This is a genomic window from Streptomyces sp. C1-1 (genome assembly GCF_050214755.1).
Lineage (GTDB): Bacteria > Actinomycetota > Actinomycetes > Streptomycetales > Streptomycetaceae > Streptomyces.
This window is the reverse complement of sequence record NZ_CP189826.1, coordinates 8153961-8178204: the sequence shown is the minus strand read 5'-3', so window position 1 is coordinate 8178204 and position 24244 is coordinate 8153961. Positions and strand designations below refer to the sequence as shown.

The 24244-nt window shown below is 70.5% G+C and carries 23 protein-coding genes; 1 reads left to right on the top strand and 22 read right to left on the bottom strand.

Going from position 1 to position 24244, the window contains the following annotated elements; all coding sequences use genetic code 11:
* Positions 1–66: 66 nt before the first annotated feature.
* The 13 genes from metK to pyrR all read right to left on the bottom strand — a co-directional run bounded on the left by metK (position 67) and on the right by pyrR (position 14407).
* Positions 67–1275, bottom strand: a complete 1209-nt coding sequence (gene metK, locus ACQF4J_RS37225; protein ID WP_058926521.1) for a methionine adenosyltransferase — start codon at positions 1273–1275, stop codon at positions 67–69.
* A gap of 240 nt (positions 1276–1515) precedes the next feature.
* A complete protein-coding gene (coaBC, locus tag ACQF4J_RS37220; RefSeq protein ID WP_351571377.1) occupies positions 1516–2718 on the bottom strand; it encodes a bifunctional phosphopantothenoylcysteine decarboxylase/phosphopantothenate--cysteine ligase CoaBC in 1203 nt (400 codons plus the stop codon).
* 100 nt (positions 2719–2818) lie between these two features.
* A complete protein-coding gene (rpoZ, locus tag ACQF4J_RS37215) occupies positions 2819–3091 on the bottom strand; it encodes a DNA-directed RNA polymerase subunit omega (RefSeq protein ID WP_003988945.1) in 273 nt (90 codons plus the stop codon).
* A gap of 53 nt (positions 3092–3144) precedes the next feature.
* A complete protein-coding gene (gene gmk, locus ACQF4J_RS37210; RefSeq protein WP_200703881.1) occupies positions 3145–3738 on the bottom strand; it encodes a guanylate kinase in 594 nt (197 codons plus the stop codon).
* Positions 3739–3798: 60 nt separating this feature from the next.
* On the bottom strand, positions 3799–4122 hold the full coding sequence (locus tag ACQF4J_RS37205) for an integration host factor (protein ID WP_003977346.1): 324 nt from the start codon (positions 4120–4122) through the stop codon (positions 3799–3801).
* 337 nt (positions 4123–4459) lie between these two features.
* Positions 4460–5305 (bottom strand): orotidine-5'-phosphate decarboxylase, encoded by an 846-nt coding sequence (pyrF, locus tag ACQF4J_RS37200; protein WP_351805866.1) that lies wholly within the window; start codon positions 5303–5305, stop codon positions 4460–4462.
* Positions 5302–6408, bottom strand: a complete 1107-nt coding sequence (locus ACQF4J_RS37195; RefSeq protein ID WP_351571384.1) for a quinone-dependent dihydroorotate dehydrogenase — start codon at positions 6406–6408, stop codon at positions 5302–5304. Before ACQF4J_RS37195 ends, pyrF begins: the two co-directional genes overlap by 4 nt.
* Positions 6409–6460: 52 nt before the next feature.
* On the bottom strand, positions 6461–9769 hold the full coding sequence (gene carB / locus ACQF4J_RS37190) for a carbamoyl-phosphate synthase large subunit (RefSeq protein WP_427167753.1): 3309 nt from the start codon (positions 9767–9769) through the stop codon (positions 6461–6463).
* The gene (gene carA, locus ACQF4J_RS37185; RefSeq protein ID WP_351805870.1) at positions 9762–10904 is read right to left on the bottom strand and encodes a glutamine-hydrolyzing carbamoyl-phosphate synthase small subunit; all 1143 of its coding nucleotides are present in this window, start codon (positions 10902–10904) and stop codon (positions 9762–9764) included. Before carA ends, carB begins: the two co-directional genes overlap by 8 nt.
* Positions 10901–11461, bottom strand: coding sequence for a hypothetical protein (locus ACQF4J_RS37180; RefSeq protein ID WP_351571393.1), 561 nt, complete (start codon positions 11459–11461; stop codon positions 10901–10903). Before ACQF4J_RS37180 ends, carA begins: the two co-directional genes overlap by 4 nt.
* Entirely contained in the window at positions 11458–12744 is a 1287-nt protein-coding gene (locus tag ACQF4J_RS37175) for a dihydroorotase (RefSeq protein ID WP_427167752.1), read from the bottom strand. Before ACQF4J_RS37175 ends, ACQF4J_RS37180 begins: the two co-directional genes overlap by 4 nt.
* Positions 12745–12749: 5 nt before the next feature.
* Positions 12750–13727, bottom strand: a complete 978-nt coding sequence (locus ACQF4J_RS37170; RefSeq protein ID WP_351571399.1) for an aspartate carbamoyltransferase catalytic subunit — start codon at positions 13725–13727, stop codon at positions 12750–12752.
* Between the two features lie 110 nt (positions 13728–13837).
* On the bottom strand, positions 13838–14407 hold the full coding sequence (gene pyrR, locus ACQF4J_RS37165) for a bifunctional pyr operon transcriptional regulator/uracil phosphoribosyltransferase PyrR (protein ID WP_351571402.1): 570 nt from the start codon (positions 14405–14407) through the stop codon (positions 13838–13840).
* A gap of 254 nt (positions 14408–14661) precedes the next feature.
* Here pyrR and bldD point away from each other — a divergent pair, with 254 nt between their 5' ends.
* The gene (gene bldD / locus ACQF4J_RS37160) at positions 14662–15162 is read left to right on the top strand and encodes a transcriptional regulator BldD (protein ID WP_142150451.1); all 501 of its coding nucleotides are present in this window, start codon (positions 14662–14664) and stop codon (positions 15160–15162) included.
* A 162-nt stretch (positions 15163–15324) separates the two neighbouring features.
* Here bldD and nusB read toward each other — a convergent pair whose 3' ends face one another.
* From nusB to mltG, 9 genes are all read right to left on the bottom strand, one after another.
* Positions 15325–15759 (bottom strand): transcription antitermination factor NusB, encoded by a 435-nt coding sequence (nusB, locus tag ACQF4J_RS37155; RefSeq protein ID WP_351584825.1) that lies wholly within the window; start codon positions 15757–15759, stop codon positions 15325–15327.
* 2 nt (positions 15760–15761) lie between these two features.
* Entirely contained in the window at positions 15762–16328 is a 567-nt protein-coding gene (gene efp / locus ACQF4J_RS37150; RefSeq protein ID WP_020117452.1) for an elongation factor P, read from the bottom strand.
* Between the two features lie 52 nt (positions 16329–16380).
* Positions 16381–17487, bottom strand: coding sequence for an aminopeptidase P family protein (locus ACQF4J_RS37145; protein ID WP_351584819.1), 1107 nt, complete (start codon positions 17485–17487; stop codon positions 16381–16383).
* A gap of 152 nt (positions 17488–17639) precedes the next feature.
* On the bottom strand, positions 17640–18527 hold the full coding sequence (locus tag ACQF4J_RS37140) for a Pro-rich N-terminal domain-containing protein (RefSeq protein WP_427167751.1): 888 nt from the start codon (positions 18525–18527) through the stop codon (positions 17640–17642).
* Positions 18528–18692: 165 nt separating this feature from the next.
* A complete protein-coding gene (gene aroB, locus ACQF4J_RS37135) occupies positions 18693–19784 on the bottom strand; it encodes a 3-dehydroquinate synthase (RefSeq protein WP_351584815.1) in 1092 nt (363 codons plus the stop codon).
* Positions 19781–20296: a shikimate kinase gene (locus ACQF4J_RS37130; protein ID WP_351584813.1), complete on the bottom strand. Its 516-nt coding sequence runs from the start codon at positions 20294–20296 to the stop codon at positions 19781–19783. Before ACQF4J_RS37130 ends, aroB begins: the two co-directional genes overlap by 4 nt.
* Positions 20293–21477, bottom strand: a complete 1185-nt coding sequence (aroC, locus tag ACQF4J_RS37125; RefSeq protein ID WP_351584811.1) for a chorismate synthase — start codon at positions 21475–21477, stop codon at positions 20293–20295. Before aroC ends, ACQF4J_RS37130 begins: the two co-directional genes overlap by 4 nt.
* Positions 21478–21632: 155 nt before the next feature.
* The gene (locus tag ACQF4J_RS37120; protein WP_351802559.1) at positions 21633–22448 is read right to left on the bottom strand and encodes a shikimate dehydrogenase; all 816 of its coding nucleotides are present in this window, start codon (positions 22446–22448) and stop codon (positions 21633–21635) included.
* Positions 22448–24115: an endolytic transglycosylase MltG gene (mltG, locus tag ACQF4J_RS37115; RefSeq protein WP_351584807.1), complete on the bottom strand. Its 1668-nt coding sequence runs from the start codon at positions 24113–24115 to the stop codon at positions 22448–22450. Before mltG ends, ACQF4J_RS37120 begins: the two co-directional genes overlap by 1 nt.
* Between the last annotated feature and the right edge of the window lie 129 nt (positions 24116–24244).

Genomic DNA, 24244 nt, shown 5'->3' with positions numbered 1-24244 from the left:
GGAGCACGAAAGCGTCGGGCCCGGTCCCCCGAGGGGAACCGGGCCCTGGTACAGCCGCTGGAGGGGTTACAGCCCCACGGCCTTCTTCAGCGCTTCCACCCGGTCCGTCCGCTCCCAGGTGAACTCGGGGAGCTCGCGGCCGAAGTGGCCGTAGGCCGCCGTCTGGGCGTAGATCGGGCGGAGCAGGTCGAGGTCGCGGATGATGGCGGCCGGGCGGAGGTCGAAGACCTCGTCGATCGCCTTCTCGATCTTCTCGTGGTCGATCGTGGCGGTACCGAAGGTCTCGACGAACAGACCCACCGGCTCGGCCTTGCCGATCGCGTACGCCACCTGCACCTCGCAGCGGGAGGCCAGGCCGGCCGCGACGACGTTCTTGGCGACCCAGCGCATCGCGTAGGCGGCCGAGCGGTCCACCTTGGACGGGTCCTTGCCCGAGAACGCGCCACCGCCGTGGCGGGCCATGCCGCCGTACGTGTCGATGATGATCTTGCGGCCGGTCAGGCCCGCGTCGCCCATCGGGCCGCCGATCTCGAAGCGGCCGGTCGGGTTGACCAGGAGGCGGTAGTTCTCCGTGTCGAGCTTGATGCCCTCGTCCAGGAGCGCCTTGAGTTCCGGCTCCACGACGAACTCGCGGATGTCGGGCGCGAGGAGCGAGTCCAGGTCGATGTCGGAGGCGTGCTGCGAGGAGACGACGACCGTGTCGAGGCGGACGGCCTTGTCGCCGTCGTACTCGATGGTGACCTGCGTCTTGCCGTCCGGGCGCAGGTAGGGGATGGTGCCGTTCTTGCGGACCTCGGACAGGCGCTTGGACAGGCGGTGCGCCAGGAAGATCGGCAGCGGCATCAGGGTCGGCGTCTCGTCCGTGGCGTAGCCGAACATCAGGCCCTGGTCGCCGGCGCCCTGCTTGTCGAGTTCGTCCTCGTCGCCCTCGACCCGGGACTCGTACGCCGTGTCCACGCCCTGCGCGATGTCCGGCGACTGCGCGCCGATCGAGACCGAGACACCGCAGGAAGCGCCGTCGAAGCCCTTCTTGGAGGAGTCGTAGCCGATCTCGAGGATCTTGTTGCGGACGAGGGTCGCGATGTCCGCGTAGGTCTTGGTGGTGACCTCGCCGGCCACGTGCACCAGGCCGGTGGTGATCAGCGTCTCGACGGCGACCCGGGAGGTCGGGTCCTCGCGCAGGAGCGCGTCGAGAATGGTGTCGCTGATCTGGTCAGCGATCTTGTCGGGGTGGCCCTCGGTCACGGACTCCGAGGTGAACAGGCGACGGGACACAACGCTCCCTGGGGTTGCAGCGGCTGCTGGCTGATCATGGGCGGACGGGCTCGGGGGCTGCGCCCGGCACCGTCCGAGAACAGTTTATCGGTCTGTCTCGGCCACCGGCCTCTCCGTCTCGCCTCTCGGGAGGGCTGTGACCAGCGGCACGGGCATTCTGCCCAATCCCCTGCGGCCTTGGCCAGGGTCGCCACACCCCTGTGGCAGAGGTTTGAGGGAGCCGAGAAGCGAATGAAACATTCAGCCGAGCCGCTCCGCCACCAGGTCCCAGACGATTTCGGCCAGATGTTCCTTCGGTCCGTGGGGCACCGGCGTCTCGGTGCCGTCGGCGCCCAGCACCACCGCCTCGTTCTCCTCGGAGCCGAACGTCTTGCGCTCGCCCACCTCGTTCACCACGAGGAGGTCGCAGCGCTTGCGCTCCAGCTTGGCACGGCCGTTGGCCAGGACGTCGTCGGTCTCGGCGGCGAAGCCGACGATCACCTGCCCGTCGCGGGCCCGCTCGGCCGAGATCTCGGCGAGGATGTCCGGATTCCGTACCAGCACGAGGGGCTCGGGATCCTGGCCGTCCTTCTTCTTGATCTTTCCGGCGGCGTAGGCCACGGGTCGGAAGTCCGCGACGGCCGCGGCCATGACGACGGCGTCGGCGTCCGCGGCGGCCTTGAGCACCGCCTCGCGCAGCTGCACGGCCGTGCCGACCTGGACGACGTCGACGCCCGCCGGGTCCGGCATGCCGGTGTTGGCGGCGACCAGTGTGACGCGGGCGCCGCGCGCCGCGGCGGTGCGGGCGAGGGCGTAGCCCTGCTTGCCGGAGGAGCGGTTGCCGAGGAATCGGACCGGGTCGAGGGGTTCGCGGGTGCCTCCCGCGCTGACGACGACGTGTCGGCCGACGAGGTCGGGTGCGGTGACACCCCGGGCGAGGACGCGACGGCAGACCTCGAAGATCTCGGCGGGGTCGGGCAGCCGGCCCTTGCCGGTGTCGACGCCGGTGAGGCGGCCGACGGCGGGCTCGATGACGACGGCGCCGCGGCGGCGCAGCGTCGCGACGTTCTCCTGCGTGGCCGGGTGCTCCCACATCTCGGTGTGCATGGCGGGGGCGAAGACGACCGGGCAGCGGGCGGTCAGGAGGGTGTTGGTGAGCAGGTCGTCGGCGAGTCCGTGGGCGGCCTTGGCCAGCATGTCCGCGGTGGCCGGTGCGACGACGACCAGGTCCGCGTGCTGCCCGATGCGGACGTGGGGGACCTCGTGGACGTCGTTCCAGACCTCGGTGGAGACGGGGTGGCCGGAGAGCGCGGACCAGGTGGCGGCGCCCACGAAGTGCAGAGCGGAGGCCGTCGGCACCACGCGCACGTCGTGACCCGACTCCGTCAGCCTGCGCAGCAGCTCACAGGCCTTGTACGCGGCGATGCCGCCACTGACCCCCAGAACGACCTTCGGCTTGTCCACCGTCTCTCCCCGGCTCGGCAACGTACGGTCCCATCACACACCACAGGCCCGACAGTCGCGCTGCCGGGCCTGTGGATAAGTCAACCGCGATACGAAAGTACTACTGCGCGGGGCCTTCGACGGCCTCGGACGTCAGCAGACCCGCGTTGATCTCGCGCAGGGCGATCGAGAGCGGCTTCTCGTGGACGTGGGTGTCGACGAGCGGACCGACGTACTCGAGGAGGCCCTCGCCGAGCTGCGAGTAGTACGCGTTGATCTGGCGGGCCCGCTTGGCCGCGTAGATCACGAGGCTGTACTTCGAGTCGGTGGCCTCGAGGAGCTCGTCGATCGGCGGGTTGATGATGCCCTCGGGCGCGGAGATGGAAGAGGACACGCTCTACCTTCCGATGGATGGGAAAAGATCGGTCGTGATCACATCACGTGCGATCACACAACATCCATCAAGGCTAGCAGCTCGCGAGCCACGTCCTCGACGGAGGTGTTGACCAGGGTCACGTCGAACTCCGGCTCGGCGGCCAGTTCGACCTTCGCCGCGTCGAGGCGACGCTCGATCACCTCGGGCGGTTCGGTGCCGCGTCCCGTGAGCCTGCGCACGAGCTCCTCCCAGGAGGGAGGAGCCAGGAACACCAACTGTGCGTCCGTCATCGACTCACGCACCTGCCGGGCACCCTGGAGATCGATCTCCAGCAGGACGGGCTCCCCCGCCTCCAGCCGCTCCAGGACGGCCGCGCGGGGCGTGCCGTAGCGATTGCCGGCGAACTCGGCCCACTCCAGCAGCTCGCCGTTGGCGATCAGCTTGTCCATCTCCTCGTCGGTGACGAAGAAGTACTGGACGCCGTGCTTCTCACCGGGGCGGGGCTTGCGGGTCGTCGCCGACACCGAGAGCCAGACCTCGGGGTGTTCCTTGCGCATATGGGCGACGACCGTGCTCTTGCCGACCCCGGAGGGGCCGGAGAGCACGGTCAGCCGCGGACGTACGTCCGGGGGCTCGGGGGTCGTCCCCCGGAATGTTGCAGCCATGCAGCGATTATTCCAGCAATCCCGGTGTGCCCGGGACTCCTGGTCCGGAGGTCCCGGGACTCAGGAGCCGGTGCTGCCGAACTCACGCTCCAGGGAAGCGATCTGGTTGGAGCCGAGGCCGCGAACCCGGCGGCTCTCGGAGATGCCGAGTCGTTCCATGATCTGCTTGGCGCGGACCTTGCCCACGCCCGGCAGGGACTCGAGCAGGGCGGAGACCTTCATCTTGCCGATGACGTCGTTTTCCTGGCCCTGCTTGATGACCTCGTGCAGGGAGGCGCCGGAGTGCTTGAGTCGATTCTTGACCTCGGCCCGCTCCCGGCGAGCCGCGGCGGCCTTTTCGAGCGCGGCTGCGCGCTGTTCAGGGGTAAGGGGCGGAAGAGCCACGCCTACGTCACCTCGGATGTCGAACTGTCGGATACGGACCGGTGAGGAACCTAGTCGCCCCACACCTGGGGAGCCACGAGCAACACGCTTGCCCTTTGACTCTCGTCGGAGACTAGCGGTCAAGTCCGCCAGAGTCAGCGAGAACAGCGGAAAAGTCCTGGTCAGCCTCCGTCAGGCCGGACATTTAGGACATAATGCCCCGGATTTGAGGATGTATTCAGACTCAAGCGGGCTTCCGAACACCTGTCGGAAGACTCCCGCGACCTTCTGGAACGCCCGGAACGGCCGTCATGAACGCCTCATACGGTCGTCCCGGGAGCCCCGCACGTGGTACAGCTCACACCTGGGCCAGTGCCGCCTTGATCTCCTCCGCGAAGCGGTCCGCGGACGACCGCAGCGCGGCGACGTCGGGACCATGACGGAGTACCCCCCGGCTGACGTTCGGCACGACGTTGCGCACGGCGGCCCCGAAGACCCTCGGAAGGTCGGCCGGGGTGGCCCCCTGGGCGCCGACGCCGGGAGCCAGGAGCGGGCCGTTGATCGCCAGGTCGTACGAGGACAGGTCGCCCAGCGTGGCGCCCACGACGGCGCCGAAGGAGCCCAGGGGCTCCTCCCCCTCGTTCTCGGCCGCCAGGTGGCCCAGGATCGTCGCGCCGACGTTCCGGCCGTCGGGGCGCACCGCGTGCTGGACCTCGCCGCCCTCCGGGTTGGAGGTGAGGGCCAGCACGAACAGGCCCGTGCCGCTCTCCCGGGCCAGCGCGACGGCCGGGCTGAGCGATCCGTAGCCCAGGTACGGCGAGACGGTCAGCGCGTCCGAGAACAGCGGGGAGTCCTTGTGCAGGAAGGCCTCTGCGTACCCGGCCATGGTGGAGCCGATGTCGCCGCGCTTGGCGTCCGTCACGACCAGGGCGCCGGCCGCGCGGGCCTCCTGGACCGTCTTCTCCAGGACGGCGACGCCGCGCGAACCGAAGCGCTCGAAGAAGGCGCTCTGTGGCTTGAGGACGGCGACCCGGTCGGCCACCGCCTCGACCACCGTGCGGCTGAACCGCTCCAGGCCGGCCACGTCGTCGTTCAGGCCCCACTCGGTGAGCAGGGACGCGTGCGGGTCGATGCCGACGCACAGCGGGCCGCGGGCGTCCATGGCGCGCCGCAGACGCGCGCCGAAGGGCTCGAGGACGGTCATGCGTGCTTCCTCACGTCGGCGCCGACCGCGTCGGCGAGGGTGGCGTACGGGCTCGTGCGCAGGCGCGCGGCGAGCCCCTTGTGGATGGCTCGGCCCCAGAAGGGCCCCTCGTACACGAACGCGCTGTAGCCCTGCACGAGCGTGGCGCCGGCGAGGATGCGCTGCCAGGCGTCCTCGGCGTTCTCGATGCCGCCGACGCCCACCAGGGTGATGCGGTCGCCCACGCGCGCGTAGAGGCGGCGCAGCACCTCCAGGGAGCGCGCCTTGAGCGGCGCTCCGGACAGGCCGCCGGTCTCCTTCACCAGCGAGGGGTCGGAGTTCAGGCCGAGCCCCTCGCGCGCGATGGTGGTGTTGGTGGCGATGATCCCGTCCAGACCGAGTTCGACGGCCAGGTCGGCGACGGCGTCGACGTCCTCGTCGGCGAGATCCGGCGCGATCTTGACGAGGAGCGGCACCCGGCGAGTGGACACCGTGCGGTCGGCGGCCTCGCGGACGGCGCTCAGCAGCGGCCGCAGGGCCTCGGTGGCCTGCAGGTTGCGCAGGCCGGGCGTGTTCGGGGAGGAGACGTTCACGACCAGGTAGTCGGCGTAGGGCGCGAGCCGCTCGGTGGACTTCACGTAGTCGCCGACGGCCTCGGCCTCGGGGACGACCTTGGTCTTGCCGATGTTGACGCCCACGACGGTCCTGAAGACCGGCTCGCGGGAGGCCAGACGGGCCGCGACGGCCAGGGAGCCCTCGTTGTTGAAGCCCATGCGGTTGATGAGCGCACGGTCCGGCACCAGACGGAACAGCCGCTTCTTGGGGTTGCCGGGCTGGGCCTCCCCGGTGACGGTGCCGATCTCGACGTGGTCGAAGCCCAGCATCGACATGCCGTCGACGGCGACCGCGTTCTTGTCGAAGCCGGCGGCCAGGCCGAACGGGCCGTGCATGCGCAGCCCGAAGGCCTCCGTGCGCAGTTCCTTGTGGCGGGGCGCGAGGGCGGCGGCGACGAAGGTGCGCAGCACCGGGATGCGGGCGGCGAGGCGGATCCAGCGGAAGGCCAGGTGATGGGCCTGCTCCGGGTCCATGCGCCGGAAGACGAGGTTGAAGAAGATCTTGTACATGGTGTCCTCACGACGAGGGGGACACCGTTTCCGGTGTCCCCCTCGTCGGCTGCTAGTCGCGGGCCGCGGTCAGGTGTTCGGCGTGTTCCTGGAGCGAACGCACGCCCACGTCACCGTGGTTGAGGGCGTCGATGCCCTGGACGGCGGCGGCGAGCGCCTGGACCGTCGTCAGGCACGGGACCGACCGCGCCACGGCCGCCGTACGGATCTCGTAGCCGTCGAGGCGGCCGCCGGTGCCGTACGGGGTGTTGACGATGAGGTCGACCTCGCCGTCGTGGATGAGCTGGACGATGGTCTTCTCGCCGTTCGGGCCGGTGCCCTCGGACTGCTTGCGCACGACGGTGGCGTTGATGCCGTTGCGCTTGAGGACCTCGGCGGTGCCGGAGGTGGCCATCAGCTCGAAGCCGTGGGCGACCAGCTCGCGCGCCGGGAAGATCATCGACCGCTTGTCGCGGTTGGCGACCGAGATGAACGCGCGCCCCTTGGTGGGCAGCGGGCCGTAGGCACCGGCCTGCGACTTGGCGTACGCCGTGCCGAAGACGGCGTCGATGCCCATGACCTCGCCGGTGGAGCGCATCTCGGGGCCGAGGACCGTGTCGACACCGCGGCCGTGGACGTCACGGAAGCGCGACCACGGCATGACCGCCTCCTTGACGGAGATCGGCGCGTCGAGCGGCAGCTCACCGCCGTCGCCGGTCGCCGGCAGCAGGCCCTCGGCCCGCAGCTCGGCGATGGTCGCGCCCAGCGAGATCCGGGCGGCGGCCTTCGCCAGCGGCACCGCGGTCGCCTTCGAGGTGAAGGGGACGGTGCGGGAGGCGCGCGGGTTGGCCTCCAGGACGTAGAGGATGTCCCCGGCCATGGCGAACTGGATGTTGATCAGGCCCCGGACGCCGACGCCCTTGGCGATGGCCTCGGTGGAGGCGCGCAGCCGCTTGATGTCGAAGCCGCCCAGGGTGATCGGAGGCAGGGCGCACGCCGAGTCGCCGGAGTGGATGCCGGCCTCCTCGATGTGCTCCATGACGCCGCCGAGGTAGAGCTCGGTGCCGTCGTAGAGTGCGTCGACGTCGATCTCGATCGCGTCGTCCAGGAAGCGGTCGACGAGGACCGGCCGGGAGGGGCTGATCTCGGTCGACTCGGCGATGTAGGACGACAGCCGGGTCTCGTCGTAGACGATCTCCATGCCGCGCCCGCCGAGGACGTACGACGGCCTCACGAGGACCGGGTAGCCGATCTCGTCGGCGATGGCCTTGGCCTCGGTGAAGGTGGTGGCGGTGCCGTGCTTGGGGGCCGGCAGGCCGGCCTCCGCGAGCACGCGTCCGAAGGCGCCCCGGTCCTCGGCGGCGTGGATGGCCTCGGGCGAGGTGCCCACGATCGGCACGCCGTTGTCCTTGAGCGCCTGCGAGAGGCCCAGCGGGGTCTGGCCGCCCAGCTGCACGATCACGCCCGCCACCGGACCGGCCTGCTGCTCGGCGTGGACGATCTCCAGCACGTCTTCCAGCGTCAGCGGCTCGAAGTACAGGCGGTCGGAGGTGTCGTAGTCGGTGGAGACGGTCTCGGGGTTGCAGTTGACCATCACCGTCTCGTACCCGGCGTCGCTCAGCGCGAAGGACGCGTGCACGCACGAGTAGTCGAACTCGATGCCCTGGCCGATGCGGTTCGGGCCGGAGCCCAGGATGATGACCGCGGGCTTCTCACGGGAGGCGACCTCCGTCTCCTCGTCGTAGGAGGAGTAGAAGTACGGCGTCCTCGCGGCGAACTCGGCGGCGCAGGTGTCGACCGTCTTGTACACCGGGCGGACGCCCAGCGCGTGCCGGACCTCGCGCACGACGTCCTCGCGCAGGCCGCGGACCTCCGCGATCTGCGCGTCGGAGAAGCCGTGCCGCTTGGCCTCGACGAGCAGCTCCGGCGTCAGCTCGGGTGCCTCGGCGAGCTCGTCGGCGATCTCCTTGATGAGGAAGAGCTGGTCGACGAACCAGGGGTCGATCCTGGTGTACTCGAAGACCTCCTCCGGCGTGGCGCCCGCGCGGATGGCCTGCATGACGGTGTTGATCCGGCCGTCGGTGGGCCGTACCGACTCGCGCAGCAGCTCGTCCTTGTCGCCGGGCTCGCCGACGAAGGTGAACTGGCTGCCCTTCTTCTCCAGCGAGCGCAGCGCCTTCTGGAAGGCCTCGGTGAAGTTGCGGCCGATGGCCATGGCCTCGCCGACCGACTTCATGGTGGTGGTCAGCGTGGAGTCGGCCTGCGGGAACTTCTCGAAGGCGAACCGGGGGGCCTTGACGACCACGTAGTCGAGCGTGGGCTCGAAGGAGGCCGGGGTCTCCTGCGTGATGTCGTTCGGGATCTCGTCGAGGGTGTAGCCGACGGCGAGCTTGGCGGCGATCTTGGCGATCGGGAAGCCGGTCGCCTTGGAGGCGAGGGCCGAGGAGCGCGAGACGCGCGGGTTCATCTCGATGACGATCACGCGGCCGTCGTCGGGGTTCACCGCGAACTGGATGTTGCAGCCGCCGGTGTCGACGCCGACCTCGCGGATGATCGCGATGCCGACGTCGCGCAGGATCTGGTACTCGCGGTCGGTCAGCGTCATCGCGGGCGCCACGGTGATCGAGTCGCCGGTGTGCACGCCCATGGGGTCGAAGTTCTCGATGGAGCAGACGACCACGACGTTGTCGTGCTTGTCGCGCATCAGCTCCAGCTCGTACTCCTTCCAGCCGAGGATGGACTCCTCCAGGAGCACCTCGGTGGTCGGCGAGAGGGTCAGGCCCTGCCCGGCGATGCGGCGCAGCTCCTCCTCGTCGTGCGCGAAGCCGGAGCCGGCGCCGCCCATGGTGAAGGAGGGGCGGACGACGACCGGGTAGCCGCCGAGGGTCTCGACGCCCGCGAGGACGTCGTCCATGGAGTGGCAGATGACGGAGCGGGCGGACTCGCCGTGCCCGATCTTCCTGCGGACCTCCTCCACGACCTCCTTGAACAGGTCGCGGTCCTCGCCCTTGTGGATCGCCTGCACGTTGGCACCGATCAGCTCGACGCCGTACTTCTCCAGGACGCCGTTGCCGTGCAGGGAGATGGCCGTGTTGAGGGCCGTCTGGCCGCCCAGCGTGGGCAGCAGGGCGTCCGGGCGCTCCTTGGCGATGATCTTCTCGACGAACTCCGGGGTGATCGGCTCGACGTAGGTGGCGTCGGCGATCTCCGGGTCGGTCATGATCGTCGCCGGGTTGGAGTTCACGAGGATCACACGCAGACCCTCGGACTTCAGGACGCGGCACGCCTGGGTGCCGGAGTAGTCGAACTCGGCGGCCTGGCCGATGACGATCGGGCCGGAGCCGATGACCAGGACGGACTGGATATCGGTGCGCTTAGGCACGCTGGCCCTCCATCAGGGATACGAAGCGGTCGAACAGGTAGGCGGCGTCGTGCGGGCCGGCTGCCGCTTCGGGGTGGTACTGGACGCTGAAGGCCGGGCGGTCGAGGAGCTGCAGGCCCTCCACCACGTTGTCGTTGAGGCAGACGTGGGAGACCTCGGCGCGGCCGTAGGGGGTCTCGGAGACCTGGTCGAGCGGGGCATCGACGGCGAAGCCGTGGTTGTGCGCGGTGACCTCGACCTTGCCGGTCGTACGGTCCTGCACCGGCTGGTTGATGCCGCGGTGGCCGTACTTGAGCTTGTAGGTGCCGAAGCCCAGCGCGCGGCCCAGGATCTGGTTGCCGAAGCAGATGCCGAACAGCGGGGTGCCGCGCTCCAGGACCGCCCGCATCACGGAGACCGGGTGGTCGGCGGTGGCCGGGTCGCCCGGGCCGTTGGAGAAGAACACGCCGTCGGGCTCGACGGCGAAGACGTCCTCGGCGGTGGCCGTGGCGGGCAGGACGTGCACCTCGATGCCGCGCTCGGCCATCCGGTGCGGGGTCATGCCCTTGATGCCGAGGTCCACGGCGGCGACGGTGAACTTCTTCTCGCCGATCGCCGGGACGACATACGCCTCCTTGGTGGCGACCTCGGCCGAGAGGTCGGCGCCCTTCATCTCGGGGACCTGGCGGACCTCGGCGAGCATGGTGCCCTCGTCGGGCATGGCGTTGCCGGAGAAGATGCCGACGCGCATGGCGCCGCGCTCGCGCAGGTGACGGGTGAGCGCGCGGGTGTCGATGCCGGAGATGCCGACGACGCCCTGGTGGCGCAGCTCGTCGTCGAGCGAGCGGCGCGAGCGCCAGTTGGACGGCACGCGCGCGGGGTCGCGCACGACGTATCCGGCGACCCAGATGCGCTTGCTCTCCGGGTCCTCGTCGTTGACGCCGGTGTTGCCGATGTGCGGGGCGGTCATCACGACGACCTGGCGGTGGTACGAGGGGTCGGTCAACGTCTCCTGGTAGCCCGTCATGCCGGTCGAGAAGACCGCCTCGCCGAAGGTCACCCCCACGGCCCCGTAGGCACGGCCGCGGAAGATCCGGCCGTCCTCCAGGACGAGTACGGCGGGAGTCCTGGAAGCTCCCCTGGTGGAGGTTGTCATCGTGCGCCTTCCGTCTTGTTGATCATCACATTCAGGGCCTCGACCCACTCCGTGTGCTCGGCCGCGTGGTCGGAGCGGAAACCGGAGTCGATCAGCCGCTCGCCGTGCTGCCAGGTCACCACGAGCAGCCCGCCCTCGGTCAGCACCTTGCCGGCGATGCCCTTGTCCAGCCGGGCCTCGCGCAGTCGCGCCGCCGGGACGAAGAAGTCGGTCGCGCCGGGCCGTACGACGTCCAGTCCCGCGTCCGTCAGCGTGAGCTCGACCCGGCTGCGGGTGCCGAGCCCGTGCGCCACGATGCGGTCGAGCCACTGACCGGCCGTGGTGGAGCCGTGGTAGCGGCCGCTCAAGGTCAGTCTCGCCTCGCCGGGCTCGTCCGGCGCGCCGGGCAGCTCGGGCAGGTCGCCCTGGAGCGTGCCGCGCCATTTCCAGCCCTCGCGCATCAGCCAGTAGACGAGCGCGACGAAGAGCGCGAGTCCGACGAGCCAGCCGATGCGGGCGGCCCAGTCGGTGACCTCGGCCGACTTCTTCTCGGCGGCCAGCAGGATTACAGGTGTCACGTGAGCTTCCCGTCGACGAGCGTGGCCTTGCCCCGCAGCCACGTGTGCGTCACACGGCCCGGCAGCTCAAGCCCCTCGTAGGGGGTGTTCCGGCTGCGCGAGGCGAAGCCCGCGGGGTCCACCGACCCACGGTATGCCGTGTCGACGAGCGTGAGGTTGGCGGGCTCACCAGCCGAGACGGGACGCCCGTGGCCCTTGGCCCCGCCGATGGCGGCCGGCTTGAAGGACATGCGCTCGGCGACCCCGGCCCAGGTGAGCAGCCCGGTGTCCACCATGGTCTCCTGCACCACCGACAGCGCCGTCTCCAGGCCGACCATGCCCATGGCGGCCGCGGCCCACTCGCAGTCCTTGTCCTCGTGCGGGTGCGGGGCGTGGTCGGTGGCGACGATGTCGATCGTGCCGTCGGCGAGCGCCTCGCGCAGCGCGAGCACGTCGCGCTCGGTGCGCAGCGGCGGGTTGACCTTGAAGACCGGGTTGTAGGTGCGCACCAGCTCGTCCGTCAGCAGCAGGTGGTGCGGGGTCACCTCGGCGGTGACGTCGATGCCGCGGGACTTGGCCCAGCGGACGATCTCGACGGACCCGGCGGTGGAGAGGTGGCAGATGTGCACGCGGGAGCCGACGTGCTCGGCGAGCAGGACGTCCCGGGCGATGATCGATTCCTCGGCCACCGCGGGCCAGCCCCCGAGCCCCAGCTCGGCGGAGACGATCCCCTCGTTCATCTGGGCGCCCTCGGTCAGCCGCGGCTCCTGCGCGTGCTGGGCGACGACACCGCCGAAGGCCTTCACGTACTCCAGGGCCCGCCGCATGATCACCGCGTCGTCGACGCACTTGCCGTCGTCGGAGAAGACGGTGACGCCGGCGGCCGACTCGTGCATGGCGCCCAGCTCGGCGAGCTTCCTGCCCTCCAGGCCGACGGTGACGGCGCCGATGGGCTGCACGTCGCAGTAGCCGTGCTCCTGGCCGAGCCGGTAGACCTGCTCGACGACGCCGGCGGTGTCGGCGACCGGGAAGGTGTTGGCCATGGCGAAGACGGCCGTGAAGCCGCCGCTCGCCGCCGCGCGGGTGCCGGTCAGCACGGTCTCGGAGTCCTCGCGGCCGGGCTCGCGCAGGTGGGTGTGGAGGTCGACCAGGCCCGGCAGCAGGACCTTGCCGTCGGCCTCGACGACCTCGGCGCCCTCGGCGCTCAGTCCGGTGCCGACCTCGGCGATGGTGGCACCGTCGATCAGGACGTCCTGCGCGTCGCGGCCGAGCACCTTCGCACCACGGATCAGGATCTTGCTCATGTGTCTTACTTCTCCTCGATACGGGCGTGGGTGACGGCGGGCTCGTTGCCCCCGAGCAGCAGGTACAGGACGGCCATCCGGATGGAGACTCCGTTTGCGACCTGCTCGACGACGGTGCAGCGGTCGGAGTCGGCGACCTCGGCGGTGATCTCCATGCCGCGGACCATCGGGCCGGGGTGCATCACGATGGCGTGCCCGGGCATCCGCGCCATGCGGTCGCCGTCGAGTCCGTAGCGCCGCGAGTACTCGCGCTCGGTCGGGAAGAAGGCGGCGTTCATGCGCTCGCGCTGGACCCGCAGCATCATCACCGCGTCGGACTTGGTGAGGGTGGAGTCGAGGTCGTACGACACCTCGCAGGGCCAGGTCTCGACGCCGACCGGCACCAGGGTGGGCGGGGCGACCAGGGTGACCTCGGCGCCGAGGGTGTGCAGCAGGTCGACGTTGGAGCGGGCGACCCGGCTGTGCAGGACGTCGCCGACGATCGTGATGCGCCTGCCGGACAGGTCCTGGCCGAGCCCGGCGTCCCGGCCGACGAGGCGGCGGCGCATGGTGAAGGCGTCCAGCAGGGCCTGGGTGGGGTGCTGGTGGGTGCCGTCGCCGGCGTTGATGACGGCGGCGTCGATCCAGCCGGAGTTGGCCAGGCGGTACGGGGCTCCGGAGGCGCCGTGCCGGATGACCACGGCGTCGACGCCCATGGCCTCCAGGGTCTGGGCGGTGTCCTTCAGGGACTCGCCCTTGGAGACGCTGGAGCCCTTGGCGGAGAAGTTGATGACGTCCGCCGAGAGGCGCTTCTCGGCGGCTTCGAAGGAGATACGCGTGCGCGTGGAGTCCTCGAAGAAGAGGTTGACGATCGTACGGCCGCGCAGGGTCGGCAGTTTCTTGATCGGCCGGTCCGCGACCCGGGCCATCTCCTCGGCGGTGTCGAGGATCAGGACGGCGTCGTCGCGGGTGAGGTCGGCGGCCGAGATGAGATGACGCTGCATCTGTCAGGCTCCGTAAGGCAATTCGGGAAGCGGGGGCGTGGGGGTGTCCCCCACGGGGCACAGCTGGGCAACCGGGCTCATGGCTCGGCGATCGCCGAGCACCCGGATCGCTACTGCGCGGTCTGCTTCGCGCCGAGCAGCACGGTGTCGCGACCGTCCTCCTCGGCGAGCTGGACCTTGACCGTCTCCCGCAGCGACGTGGGGAGGTTCTTGCCGACGTAGTCGGCGCGGATGGGCAGTTCGCGGTGGCCTCTGTCGACGAGGACCGCGAGCTGGACCGCGCGCGGGCGCCCGACGTCGTTCAGGGCGTCCAGGGCGGCGCGGACGGTACGGCCGGAGAAGAGCACGTCGTCGACGAGGACGACGAGCTTGCCGTCGATGCCGTCACCGGGGATCTCGGTGCGGGCCAGCGCACGCGGCGGGTGCATGCGCAGGTCGTCGCGGTACATGGTGATGTCGAGCGAACCGACCGGGATCCTGCGGGCGGTGATCTCCTCGAGCTTGGCTGCGAGCCGCTGGGCGAGGAAGACGCCTCGGGTCGGAATGCCGAGGAGCACCACGTCGTCGGCGCCCTTGGCGCGCTCGACGATCTCGTGGGCGATGCGGGTCAGTACCCGCGCGATGTCGGGGCCCTCGAGAACGGGCCGGGCATCGGAGGCTTGCGTGTCCTGCTTGTCCATAAGAAACGGACCTCCTTCTCCGCCTCACGGGACGGACCTTAAAGGACGTCGGATTTGCGCCATCCACGGTAGCAGGCCCGCACGACACGCCTGATCACCCCCCTGGCGTAATCGGCCACCGCCACCACGGAAGAGTCGGTGTGGACCATTCGGCTTGACGCAGAAGAATCACGCTGCGTAACCTCACAGTGAGTTACCAGACGCGCGGCGGCGGAACGTCCGCAGCCGCGTCGACACAGTGTCCGGGGAGCTATATGTCCAGCGAATACGCCAAACAGCTCGGGGCCAAGCTCCGGGCCATCCGCACCCAGCAGGGCCTTTCCCTCCACGGTGTCGAGGAGAAGAGCCAGGGACGCTGGAAGGCGGTCGTGGTCGGGTCGTACGAGCGCGGTGACCGCGCGGTGACCGTACAGCGCCTTGCCGAACTGGCGGATTTCTATGGTGTGCCCGTGCAGGAGCTGCTCCCGGGCACCACCCCGGGCGGCGCCGCCGAGCCCCCGCCGAAGCTGGTCCTGGACCTGGAGCGGCTGGCCACCGTGCCCGCCGAGAAGGCCGGCCCCCTGCAGCGCTACGCGGCCACGATCCAGTCGCAGCGCGGTGACTACAACGGCAAGGTGCTGTCGATCCGCCAGGACGACCTGCGCACACTCGCCGTCATCTACGACCAGTCGCCCTCGGTCCTGACCGAGCAGCTGATCAGCTGGGGCGTCCTCGACGCGGACGCGCGCCGCGCGGTGGCTCACGAGGAGAGCTGAGTCCCACCGCACCACAGCAGAAACGTGCCGCCGGGGTGGCCGGAACTTCACGGTTCCGGCCACCCCGGCGGCTTTCTGCGGCTTTCCGACGCCCCGGCGATGCGGGAACGCCAGGGGGCCCGCAGCACTCACGCTGCGGGCCCCCTGGCGATGTACTGCCTCTTACGCCTCTTCGCGGCGCAGGGAGGGCTTCAGCTCCTTGAGCCGGCCGAGCAGACCGTTGACGAAGGCGGGCGACTCCTCGGTGGAGAACTCCTTCGCCAGCTGCACCATCTCGTCGAGGACGACGGCGTCCGGGACCTCGTCCACCCAGATCAGCTCGTAGGCGCCCAGACGCAGGATGTTGCGGTCCACGACCGGCATCCGGTCGAGCGTCCAGCCGACCGAGTACTGCGCGATGAGCTCGTCGATCCGCTTCGCCTGCTTGGCGTAGCCCTCGACCAGCTGCATCGTGTACTCGCTCACCGGCGGCTGCCGGGTGTCGTCCCGGGAGAGCCGGATCCAGTCCGCGAGGACCGTCAGGACGTCCGCGCCGCGCTGGTCGCCCTCGAAGAGGATCTGGAAGGCGCGCTTGCGGGCCGTGTTGCGGGCAGCCACGGTTAGCTGTTCACCCGGCCGAGGTAGTCGCTGGTACGGGTGTCGACCTTGATCTTCTCACCGGTGGTGATGAAGAGCGGGACCTGGATCTGGTGACCGGTCTCCAGGGTGGCGGGCTTGGTGCCGCCGGTGGAGCGGTCGCCCTGCAGGCCCGGCTCGGTCTCCTGGACGACGAGCTCGACGGCGGCCGGCAGCTCGACGAAGAGCACCTCGCCCTCGTGCTGCGCGACGGTGGCGGTGAAGCCCTCGATGAGGAAGTTGGCGGCGTCGCCGACGGCCTTGCGGTCGACCATGAGCTGGTCGTAGGTCTCCATGTCCATGAAGACGAAGTACTCGCCGTCCATGTACGAGAACTGCATGTCGCGCTTGTCGACAGTGGCCGTCTCGACCTTGACGCCGGCGTTGAAGGTCTTGTCGACGACCTTGCCGGAGAGCACGTTCTTGAGCTTGGTGCGCACGAAGGCGGGGCCCTTGCCGGGCTTGACGTGCTGGAACTCGACGACGGACCAGAGCTGGCCGCCTTCGAGCTTGAGCACCAGGCCGTTCTTGAGGTCGTTCGTGGAAGCCACGGTTGCGGAATCTCCTGGACTGACGTGGACGACCCCGGCGCACGCACCTTCTCTATAGTGCGAGCAGCTCCTTGGTCGTGATGGTGAGTAGCTCGGGTCCGCCGTCCGCCTCGGGGCGGACGACGAGCGTGTCATCGATCCGGACGCCGCCCCGGCCCGGGAGGTGGACCCCAGGTTCGACGGTGACCGGCACGCAAGCGTCCAGTTTACCCATGGCCGCAGGGGCCAGCTGCGGGTCCTCGTCGATTTCGAGTCCCACGCCGTGGCCGGTGAGGGAGGGCAGTCCCCCGGCGTACCCCGCGGCGTCGAGCACCTGGCGGGTGACGCGGTCGACGTCTCGGCAGGCCGCGCCGGGTGCGAGGGCCTCCCGTCCGGCGCGCTGCGCGGCGAAGACCAGGTCGTACAGCTCGATCTGCCAGTCCGCGGGCGAGGTGCCGATCACGAACGTACGGCCGATCTCACAGCGGTAGCCGCGGTAGGTGGCGCCGAGGCAGACGGAGAGGAAGTCGCCCTCCTCGACCCGCCGGTCTGTGGGGCGGTGCGCGCGGCGGCCGGAGTTGGGGCCGGTGGCGACGGAGGTGGGGAAGGCCGGGCCCTCGGCGCCGTGGTCGACCAGCCGGCGTTCGAGTTCGAGGGCGAGATGGCGTTCGGTGCGCCCCACCAGGATGGACTCCAGGAGTTCCCCGAGTGCCTGGTCGGCGATCTCGGCGCCGATGCGGAGGCAGGAGATCTCCTCCTCGTCCTTCACCACCCGCTGCTGTTCGACGGCGCCGCCCAGGTCGGCGATGCGCAGGCGTGGGGCGACGGAGCGGATCTCACGGTGCCGGGCGACCGTGAGGTGGTGCTCCTCCACGGCGAGGGAGTCGGCGCCCTGGGCCGCGGCGAGGTCGGCGCCGGCGACCGCGGGATCGCCCTGGCCCGCGGTGAGGTACTGCACCCGCAGGGCCTCGTCGGGCCGGCCTTCCGTGGGGCGGTCGTCGGGGGGGCCGGGGCACAGCAGCAGGTCTTCCGTCCGGCCCAGGAGGAGGACGGCGCCGTGCGGGGCGGTGCCCGCGAGGTAGCGGACGTTGGCGGGGCGCGAGACGAGCGCTGCCGCGTGGCCGGCCGCGCTGTATTGCTCCCTGAGCCGGGTTCGGCGGTTCGCGTACATCTCTGACATGAGATGAGCGTAGGAGGGGTGGGCGGTTTGTGCCGGTTTTGGGGGTGCCGATCGGGGGATGGGGTGCCACCTCGGCAGTGCGCCGTCTGCGGGTGCGTAGGGGCTTGTCGCGCGGTTCCCCGCGCCCCTGAGGGCGTGCGCGCCCCCGGCGTTCACCAGCTCGGGGGACTTGCGATCGACCTCGCCAGTACGTCGTCCAGGACGCGGGCCGTCTGAGGGACGTCCAGCTGGCTGTTGTCGATGATCGGGAGGCCGGAGCCGTACCAGCCCGCCATGCGGCCGTGGATCCGGGCGACCTCCTCGTCGGTGAGGCGGCGGTTGCCCGAGCGCTCGGCGTTGCGCTCCAGGACTATCTCGAGGCCGGGGAGCAGGACCACCGGCAGCAGGCCCGGGCCGACGTGACGCTTCCAGCCGCCCAGGCCGACCACGGGGCGGTCGGGGAAGACGGCGTCGTCGAGGATGCAGGAGATGCCGTTGGCCAGGAAGTTGCGGGCGGCGAAGCCGCAGGTGCGGCGGGCCAGGCGGTACTGGGCCTCGGAGTTGTCGTTCCACCCGGACTGGGGGTCGGCGAAGCCGGAGCGGACCCATTCGCGCACGTCGTCGAGGCTGATGTGGGCCGTGGGCACCCTGCGGTGCTCGGCCCAGTACTTGGCGACGCTCGTCTTGCCGGCGCCCGCGGGACCGATCAGCAGGACCGCGAGGGTCGTGGTGGCCGGGTCGGGGGCGCTCGCGGGCGCCGTGCCGGGCATGGTGACCGGGCCGCCCGGGGGAAGCGGGACGTGGCCGGTGGTGTCCGGGACCGGCGGGGCCGGGTTGTGGTGCGGGGCGGGCGGGACCGGCGGGGCCGGGTTGTGGTGCGGGGCGGGCTGGACCGGGCCCTGGGGTGTGAAACCCGGCGCGGGAGGCGGCGGGGGCACGGGGGCGGAGCCCTGGTGCGGCCCGGGGTGACCCGGGTGGTGTGCGGCCGGCGACCAGCCGGCGCCAGGTCCGTGCCCCGGCTGGTGGGGCGGCGGCAGCGGAGAACCCACTGCGTGCTGCATCCGGTGCCACTCCGTCTCGTACAGGCGATTGACCCTGGCAGCAGGGTACGGGCCCCGCTTCCTACCGAACGGTACCTTCCCCGGCCGCCGTTTGTTGAACGGCCGGGGACGGCTCGAAGTGCCCACGCCGGCAAGGCAAATGGGACGGAACGCGCTCCGGCGGACTTACTCGCCCACTTCGCCGTAGGCGGCGAGCAGTACGGCCGGGTCGGGCCCCTCGAGGACGGTGGGCTTGGCCAGGCCGTCGAGGACGATGAAGCGGAGCAGGTCGCCGCGGGACTTCTTGTCGACCCTCATCGCCTCCAGCAGCTTGGGCCACTGGTCGTAGCGGTAGTGCAGCGGAAGGCCGACGGATTCGAGGACGGCGCGGTGACGGTCCGCCGTCGCGTCGTCCAACCTGCCCGCCAGACGGCCGAGTTCGGCGGCGAAGTGCATGCCGACCGAGACCGCGGCGCCGTGCCGCCACTGGTAGCGCTCGTTCTTCTCGATGGCGTGGCCGAGCGTGTGGCCGTAGTTGAGGATCTCCCGCAGACCCGACTCCTTGAGGTCCGCGGAGACGACCTCGGCCTTGACCCGGATGGAGCGCTCGATGAGTTCGGCGGTGTGCGGGCCGTCGGGGCTGCGGGCGGCCTGCGGGTCGGACTCGATGAGGTCCAGGATCACCGGGTCGGCGATGAAGCCCGCCTTGATGATCTCGGCGAGCCCGGAAACGTAGTCGTTGACCGGCAGGGAGTCCAGCGCGGCCAGGTCGCACAGCACGCCCGCGGGCGGGAAGAACGCGCCCACCAGGTTCTTGCCCTCGGCGGTGTTGATGCCGGTCTTGCCACCGACCGCGGCGTCCACCATGGCCAGCACGGTGGTCGGTACGGCGATCCAGCGCACCCCGCGCAGCCAGGTCGCGGCGACGAACCCGGCCAGGTCGGTGGTGGAGCCGCCGCCGACGCCGACGACGACGTCGGAGCGGGTGAAGTTGGACTGGCCCAGAGCCTTCCAGCAGTAGGCGGCGACCTCGGCGGTCTTGGCCTCCTCGGCGTTCGGCACCTGGATGGCGATCGCCTCGTAGCCCTGCTCGGCCAGGTCGGCACGCAGCGCGTCGCCGGTCTCGGCCAGCGCCTCGGGGTGGATCACCGCGACCCGCTTGGCCTTCTCCCCGATCAACCCGGCCAGTTCACCGAGGAGTTGACGCCCCACCAGGACTTCGTACGGCTCGGACCCCGCCGTGCCGCCGACCTGGATCCGGGTGACTGCCTCGCTCATGCCTGCTTCAACTCCAACGCGTCCAGGGCGACTTGCGTGACCTCTTCGGGGGTGCGGCCGTCGGTCGCGACGACGACCGTGGCGACCTCCTCGTACAGCGCGCGCCGGGCCTCCATCAGCTCGCGCCACTGCTTGCGCGGGTTGACCGCGAGCAGCGGGCGCGCGGTGTTCAGCCCGGTGCGCTTGACGGCCTCCTCGACGTCCATCGAGAGGTAGACGACCCGGTGTCCGGCCAGCAGCGCGCGGGTGTCGGCGTCGAGGATCGAGCCGCCGCCCAGCGCCAGCACACCGTCGTGTCCGGCCAGCGCCTCGCGCACGGCGGCCTTCTCGATCGCCCGGAAGGCCGGCTCGCCGTCGTCGACGAAGATCTCGGCGATGGTGCGGCCCTGGGCGGCGACGATGTCGTCGTCGGTGTCCCGGTAGCCGACGCCCAGCCGGTCGGCCAGCAGCTGCCCCACCGTGGACTTGCCCACGCCCATCGGTCCGACCAGGACGACCTGCGCAGCCGTCATCGGATGGCCAGGTTGTCGAGGTAGGAGCGCACGTTGCGGCGGGTCTCGGGGACGCTGTCGCCACCGAACTTCTCCGCCACGGCGTCCGCCAGGACCAGGGCCACCATCGCCTCGGCGACGATGCCGGCGGCCGGCACCGCGGAGACGTCGGAGCGCTGGTGGTGGGCCTGGGCGGCCTCGCCGGTGGCCACGTCCACGGTCTGCAGGGCCCGCGGCACGGTCGCGATCGGCTTCATCGCCGCCCGCACCCGCAGCAGCTCACCGGTGGACAGACCGCCCTCGGTGCCGCCGGAGCGGCCCGAGACCCGCCGGATGCCCTCGTCGGTGCCGACGATCTCGTCGTGCGCCTTGGAACCGGGGACCCGGGCGAGTTCGAAGCCGTCGCCGAGTTCGACGCCCTTGATCGCCTGGATGCCCATCAGCGCACCGGCCAGGCGGGCGTCCAGCTTGCGGTCCCAGTGCACGTGCGAGCCCAGGCCGACCGGGACGCCGTAGGCCAGGATCTCCACCACGCCACCGAGGGTGTCGCCGTCCTTGTGGGCCTGGTCGACCTCGGCCACCATCGCCTTCGAGGTGTCGGCGTCCAGGCAGCGCAGCGGGTCGGCGTCCAGCCGCTCCACGTCGGCCGGGGTCGGGTACACGCCCTGCGGAGCCTTCACCGAGCACAGCTCCACGACATGGCTGACGATCTCGATGCCGGCCGTCTCCTTCACGTACGACCGCGCCACCGCGCCCAGCGCGACCCGGGCCGCGGTCTCCCGAGCGGAAGCCCGCTCCAGGATCGGCCGCGCCTCGTCGAAGCCGTACTTCTGCATGCCCGCCAGATCGGCGTGGCCGGGCCGCGGGCGGGTCAGCGGCGCGTTGCGGGCCAGGCCGGCGAGGATCTCCGGGTCGACCGGGTCGGCCGCCATGACCTGCTCCCACTTGGGCCACTCGGTGTTGCCCACCATGATCGCGACCGGGGAGCCGAGGGTCAGACCGTGCCGGACGCCACCGAGGAAGGTGACCTCGTCACGCTCGAACTTCATGCGCGCACCGCGCCCATAGCCGAGTCGGCGCCGGGCCAGGTGGTCCGCCACCATCTCCGTCGTGATCGGCACGCCCGCGGGAAGACCCTCCAGCGTCGCCACGAGTGCGGGACCGTGGGACTCCCCCGCGGTCAGCCAGCGCAACCTGCTCAACGGTGCTCCTCAATGCTCGCGCCCCGGTACAGCCCTGCGTACGCGTGTCCTCGCGTACGGCGACGGCGCGACCGGGTGCGCGGCTCCGGCCCGCCACCCCCGATCCTCCCATGTCCGGGGGTGCGACTCCGATCCGAGTCCGGCAAACGGACAGATCAGGCCGACCGAGCGGCCTCACGCATCGCGGCCAGCGGAGAGCGCGGGTCCCCCGTGAACCGGCGGAACTGGAAAACGGCCTGGTGCACCAGCAGATCGAGGCCGCTCAGCACCGGGCCGCCGCGGTCCTGCCAGGCGGCGGCGAGGGGCGTGGGCCACGGCTCGTAGAGGACGTCGAAGAGGGTGCCGACCCGGGCGGGGAGCCGCGCTGCGAGGTCGTCCGTGCCTCCGGCGGGGGTCGTGGAGATCACCAGGGGCGCCTCGACGGCACGTATCGCGTCGGCCCAGTCCGCCGGCCGGACCTGGACCCCGAGCCGTTCGCCCCACTGCCGCATCTCGTCGGCGCGCCGCTCGCTGCGTACGTACACCGTGACCTCGCCCGTGCACAGCCTGGCCAGTGCCGCCAGCGCCGACGAGGCGGTGGCGCCCGCGCCCAGGATGGCCGCCGACTCGACCTTCTCCACGCCGCGCTCCTGCAGCGCGGCGATCAGCCCAGGGATGTCGGTGTTGTCGCCGACGCGCTTGCCGTCCTCGCGGAAGACCACGGTGTTGACGGCCTCCACCGAGGCGGCCGTGTCGGTGATCTCGTCGAGCAGCGGGATCACCGCCCGCTTGAGCGGCATGGTCAGGGAGAGTCCCGCCCACTCGGGACCTAGCCGCTCGAGGAAGCCGGGCAGCGCGGCCTCGTCGATCTCGAACCTGTCGTACGACCAGTCGTCCAGGCCGAGCGCCCGGTAGGCCGCGTTGTGCAGCCGCGGGGACAGGGAGTGGCCGATGGGCGAGCCGAGCACGGCCGCCCTGTGGGTTGCTGCCATCAGTTCTTGTTCCTCGACGCATTGAATTCGTCGACCAGCTTGTTGTGCTCGGCGAGCGTCTTGGTGAACTTGCTGGTCTTGCCGTCCAACGAGATGAAGTAGTACCACCCGTCGTGCGTGGGGTTGAGCGCGCCCTTGAGGGCTTCCTCGCCGGGGTTGTCGATCGGGCCGGGCGGCAGGCCCTTGACGTAGTACGTGTTGTACGGGTTGTTGTACTTGCGCAGCTCGGTGATGCTCAGGTCGATCTTGCTCTGGTTCTTGATGTAGTTGTAGGTGGAGTCGAACTCGAGCGAGCCGTAGGTCTCGGGGTTGCCGCGCTTGAGGCGGTTGTAGACGACCTCGGCCATCTTGCGGAAGTCGTCGTGGCTGACGCCCTCGGCCTGGACCAGGCTGGCCACCGTGAGCAGCTGCCAGGGGTCCTGGAGGCCGAGGCTCTTGGCCTTGTTCGCGAGGCCGAGCGCCGCGTACTTGTCACTGGCCCGGGTGACCATGTCCTTGAGGACCGCCTCGGGCTTCTGTCCCTTGCTGGCCGCGTAGCTGGAGGGGTAGAGGAACCCTTCCAGCGGGTCCTTGACGTTGGGGTGGTTCAGCGCCCAGGAGGGCAGGCCGAGCTTCTTGTAGTCGTTCTTCGCGATCTTGGCCGTGGTGCCGTCCGCCACGCCGAGACGTTTGTCGATCAGCTCGTAGACCTGCGAGTTGCGCCAGCCCTCGGCGATGATCAGGTTGTCGCGGCTCTTCGGGCTCAGCATCAGCTCGACCGCGCTCGCGGCCGACATGTGCTTCTCCAGCGTGTAGACGCCGTCCTGGATCTTCTTGCCGTCGGGGTTGGACTGCTGGGCCGAGACGAACGCGTCGACGCTCTCGACGACGCCCGCCTCCTTCAGCCTCTGTCCGATCACATAGCCGCCGGCGCCCTTGGGAATGACGACGGTGACCGACTGGCCGTTGCCGTCGCCCGCGAAGTCGGGGGCCGGGCCGAAACGATCCTGGTAGAACTGCCAGCCGAAATAGCCGACGCCACCGAGGCCGCCACCGAAGACCAGCACGAGCACCAGGCAGGCGCAGCCGTTGCGGCTCTTCTTCTTCGGTTTCTTGCCGCCGCGGGCCTTGCGCCCCTCGGCGGGGTCGTCGTCCTCGTCCTCTTCGTCGTCGCCGCCCGCGAAGAAGGCGTGCTCGCCCTGGTCGGGCCCTGGGTCCCAGTCGGTCTGCTGCGGTTCGGGCTCGGCCTGCCGGCGGCTCGGCGGCTCGGGCGGCGGGTAGGCGTCCGGGGTGCCGTAGTAGTCGGACTGGTCACCGCCGTAGGAGGCGGCGGCCTGCTGGGCGTAGGGGTCCTGCGGGTCCGTGTACCGGACGTCGGTGTACTGGGCGTGGGTGTGCGTGCCCTGGCCCCATGCCTGCTGGTCGTACGACTGCTGCTGTGTGTGACCCGCGTAGTACTGCTGGTCGTACTGCTGATACTGCTGCGCCTGCCCGTATCCGGTCTGCTGACCGTCGTGCCAGCCGCCCTCGTACTGCTGCTGCGGCTGCTCTGGATAGTGCTGCGGCTGGCCGCCGTAGGGGGACTGCGGGCCCACCTGGGCCTGCTGTCCTCCCCATCCGTCGTCCCCGTAGTACGGGTCCTCCGGATGCCACGGTTCGGAGCCTTGGCCCCGGCCATACTCAGTCATCAAACCCCTAGAGCCGCGAGGCGGTTGATCACGCGGCCTCGGTGGGGGCCCGCTCACGGTTCCGCCTCTTGCTGTGCACCGGCTGTTCGATTCAGCGGCGCAATCGCGCGGAACGTTACCGTATCGCGA